The organism is Streptomyces anatolicus (genome assembly GCF_019400875.1).
Taxonomy (GTDB): domain Bacteria; phylum Actinomycetota; class Actinomycetes; order Streptomycetales; family Streptomycetaceae; genus Streptomyces; species Streptomyces anatolicus.
On the sequence record NZ_WMBF01000598.1, the window covers coordinates 1 to 3,408 of the forward strand.

The 3,408-nt window shown below is 73.8% G+C and carries 5 protein-coding genes; 2 read left to right on the forward strand and 3 right to left on the reverse strand.

The genetic code is table 11. From position 1 onward, the window contains the following. A partial coding sequence (locus GKQ77_RS30145) for a hypothetical protein (protein ID WP_219692291.1) occupies nt 1-1,039 on the reverse strand: 1,039 nt, incomplete at its 3' end. Next, nucleotides 1,039-1,704: an RNA polymerase sigma factor gene (locus GKQ77_RS30150; RefSeq protein WP_219692292.1), complete on the reverse strand. Its 666-nt coding sequence runs from the start codon at nt 1,702-1,704 to the stop codon at nt 1,039-1,041. The genes GKQ77_RS30150 and GKQ77_RS30145, both read right to left, overlap by 1 nt. A gap of 316 nt (nt 1,705-2,020) precedes the next feature. On the opposite strand from GKQ77_RS30150, the gene GKQ77_RS30155 reads away from it, so the two are divergent. Further along, a complete protein-coding gene (locus GKQ77_RS30155; protein WP_219692293.1) occupies nt 2,021-2,287 on the forward strand; it encodes a type II toxin-antitoxin system Phd/YefM family antitoxin in 267 nt (88 codons plus the stop codon). Then, on the forward strand, nt 2,280-2,543 hold the full coding sequence (locus GKQ77_RS30160) for a type II toxin-antitoxin system RelE family toxin (RefSeq protein ID WP_219692294.1): 264 nt from the start codon (nt 2,280-2,282) through the stop codon (nt 2,541-2,543). The genes GKQ77_RS30155 and GKQ77_RS30160 overlap by 8 nt, the downstream gene beginning before the upstream one ends. 21 nt (nt 2,544-2,564) lie before the next feature. On the opposite strand, the gene GKQ77_RS30165 is transcribed toward GKQ77_RS30160, so the two are convergent. After that, nucleotides 2,565-3,408 (reverse strand): 4'-phosphopantetheinyl transferase family protein (locus GKQ77_RS30165; RefSeq protein WP_219692295.1); only part of this gene is annotated, 844 nt, incomplete at its 5' end.

The following is a 3,408-nucleotide window of genomic DNA, read 5'->3' on the forward strand; positions in this document are numbered from 1 at the left end:
GGATGGGGGCGCCGCCGGTGTCGCCGCCGCCCGAGCCGCCGCCGCTCTCACCGTCGGAGCCGTGCTCGCCGTCGTCGCCGTTGTCGTTTCCGCTGCCGCCGCTGTTGCCCTGGCCGCCGCCCGAACCGGAGCCCGAGCCGGAGCCGGAGCCGCCGAGGATGCGGCCGCAGAACTCCTCCACCCGGGCGGGCCCCTTGGCGAACTCTTCGAGGCGCCGCCGCTTGTCGCCCTGGAGGTCGCCGCTGCGGTAGGCGCGGCAGGCGGTCAGTACCTTGCGGTGCCAGTCCTTGGTGCCCCCGGCGCGCGGCGGCGCGTCGTCGCCGGGCTGCGGGGTGACGCCGCCGGTGTCGCCGCCGTCGGCCTCCGCCTCGGGGGGCTCACGGGACTCCCGCTCGCGCGTGGGTTCGTCCTCGGTCGGCGCGGTGCCGTCCGGCGCCAGCTCCTCGGAGGGCTTCCGGGTCCCCTCCGAGGGGGAGGTCCGGGACGCCTCCGGAGTGGCGACGGAGGACGCGGAGGTGGCCGGGCCCGGCGTCTCGTGCCGGCCGAACGGCGAGGGCAGCACGCCCGTCCCGGCGGCCACCGCGACGCCGCCGAGCATGCAGCCCGCGAGCGTCGCGGCGAGCCCGAAGCGCACCGGGCCGCCCCAGCGGCTGGGCCGCGGCCGGCCCGCGGCGCGGCCCAGCCGTACGGTCTCGGCAGCGGCGGCCTCGTGGGCGGCCGTCGCGTACGCGGCCGAGCGGTGGCCGGTCCGCGCGGCGTCTCCTCGTACGGAGTCCGCTGGTACGGAGGCCGCTCGTGCGGAGTCCGCGCGTGCGGCGCGGAACGCGGCCAACGCGGCCGCCTCGCCCGGGAGTTCACCAGGGGTGGCGCCGCTCTCGCCGGGCGCCGCCGGGGGGTCCGTGGCGGCCAGCGCTTCGAGCGCCTGGGCGAGCCGGTCGGCCTGCGCGCGTGCGTGAGGGCCGACGCCTTCGAGGGGCTCCCCGCGCAGCAGACGCTCCGCCGCGTCCCGGTCCAGCCACTTGTCCTGCTCGTCGGCCATCACATGTCCTTCTGCGTCCGCGTACGCGTTTGCGTCACACCGGCGGACGTCACCGCGCGGCCGCGCGGCTCTCTCTGAGGGGGTACGGCGCCGAGCGCTTCCGCGGGCTCGGCGGGGTCCGCGCCGAGCAGTTCGGCGAGCCGCTTCAGGCCGCGGTGCGCCGCCGTACGGACGGCTCCCGGGCGCTTGCCGAGGGTCTGCGCCGCGCTCTTGGCGTCCAGGCCCACGACGACTCTGAGCACCACGGCCTCGGCCTGGTCCTGCGGGAGCCTCGCTATCAGCGCCAGGGCCTCGCCGGTGGCAAGGGACTCCATCGCCTCCCCGGCGGTGTCCGCCTCGCCCGGCTTCCCGGTCAGCTCCGTCTCGTCGCCGCCTATCGCCGGGCGGCGCCCCCGCATGCGTATGTGGTCCAGGGCGCGATTGCGCGCGATGCGCGCGGCCCAGCCCCGGAACCGGTCCGCGTCGCCGCTGAACCGGTCCAGGTCGCGCGCTATCTGCAGCCAGGCCTCGGAGGCGACGTCCTCCGCGTCCGGGTCGGCGACCAGCGTGCGTACGTATCCCAAAAGCCGTGGGTGCACAGCGCGGTACACAGTCCGGAACGCGGTCTCGTCCCCGTCCTGCGCCGCAAGCACCGCGGCGGTCAGCTCCGCGTCGTCCCCCAGCACTCTCACAATCCTGCCACTCGGAGATCTGCGCCCGGCCCCGGCGCGAAGCAGCACGGTACGGCCTCGTCAGGCCCTGCGTCCATGTTTGTACAACCTGCAACTAGCGGGTGACGGAACGCGGTGTGACAGAAAACGCACGCACGGCGCTGAAGGGAGTACGGGCCGCACGCCGGTTCGTACCGTGTGCCGGCCGGGGCCTCTCCTGTGGGGGGTGGCGGCCCCGGCCGGTTTCCCGGTACCCGCTCCGGTCTGCGATGGCATGCGCCAGCCAGGAACCCCATTGTGTACACATGGAACATCCGGTACTTTTGAGCCTATGACGCAGATGCCCATAGAGTCCATCCGCGATGTCCGCGCCCACCTCGCCGAAGTCGTCGAGCGAGCCGACCGTGACGACCAGCCCACCGTGATCACACGACGAGGAAAAGAAGTCGCCGCGGTCGTCTCGATCGAGGTCCTGCGCAAGTACCAGCAGTGGGAAGAGCGCGAGATCAATCGCATCATCGACGAGCGGATGGCGAACCGCTCGGTCGGCGTCCCCATCGAGGACGTCATGCAGGAGACCTTGGCGCGCAGTGAGTGAGTTCCGCACCGTCTTCCGGCCCGAGGCGCAAGCCGAACTTCGGAAAGTCCCGCGCGAGATGGCGCTGCGCATCCTGGCCAAGCTGACGGAACTGGAGAGCGACCCGCTTGGATTCAACACCACGGCGCTCGTGTCCCAGCCCGATCGCCGCCGCCTCCGAGTAGGCGACTACCGCGTCGTGTACACCATCGACAACGGCGAGCTGGTCGTATGGGTCGTTCACGTGGGACACCGATCCACGGTCTACGAGACGTGAGGTCCCGGCGACACCCGTGGGTCACGGGCGGCCCCCGCCTCGGCCCTCCCGCCGCACGGCGAGCAGGCCCACCACCTCCCCCAGGAAGCCCTCGTCCAGCATCGTGGCGACCGCCGTGTCGCTCGTCGCGTCCAGGCCGGTGTCCTGGCAGGCGACGCTGACGAGGTAGCCGTCGAGCAGGTCGAAGGAGCCGAAGCTCCACTCCCCCTGGTCCGCGGGCGCGCCCGTGCGGGTGCGCAGGGTCCTGGCGTCGGGGGCGAAGCCGAACTGGTTGAAACCCAGGCGCATGCCCTGGCCGAGCGCCTTGGTGTAGGCCTCTTTGAGGGTCCACAGGCGCAGCAGGCCGCGTTCGCGCTCCGGCGCGGGCAGCGCGGACAGCCAGCGGCACTCGGCCGGGGTGCACACCTGCCGCTCCACCGCCTCGTACCGGATCCGCCGCTCCCCCGGCTCCGTGTCCACTCCGATCCGGCCGCGCCGGTTGAGCCCCACCACGATCAGGTCCCGGGTGTGGCTGATGCTGACGTCCAGCTGGTCGCAGCCGCGCAGATAGGGGCTGCCGCCGGGCTTGTACGCCAGCTCCACGCCGTCGGGCGGCACCCGCAGCGCCGCCCCCGCGGTGTGGCGCAGCAGCAGCCGGGACGCGGCGAACCTGGCCCGGGTCACTGGGTCGGCGAGGCCTTCGAGGCGCTGCCCGTCGCGGCGGCCCAGCATGGGGCGCAGCCGTGGGTCGGCGGCCGTCGCCGCTTCCCAGGTGTGCCAGTCGGCGTACGCCACCACGTGTCCGTGCCAGCGCAACGACCGCCGCACCTGGGCCCAGGGCGCCTCGGGGCCGGTCATCAGCAGGGGTTCGGAGAGGGGTTCGGTG

What these genes read in the sequence shown, in the direction of transcription:
- GKQ77_RS30155 (WP_219692293.1), top strand. Translation starts at nt 2,021, where the DNA reads ATGACGCAGATGCCCATAGAGTCCATCCGCGATGTCCGCGCCCACCTC.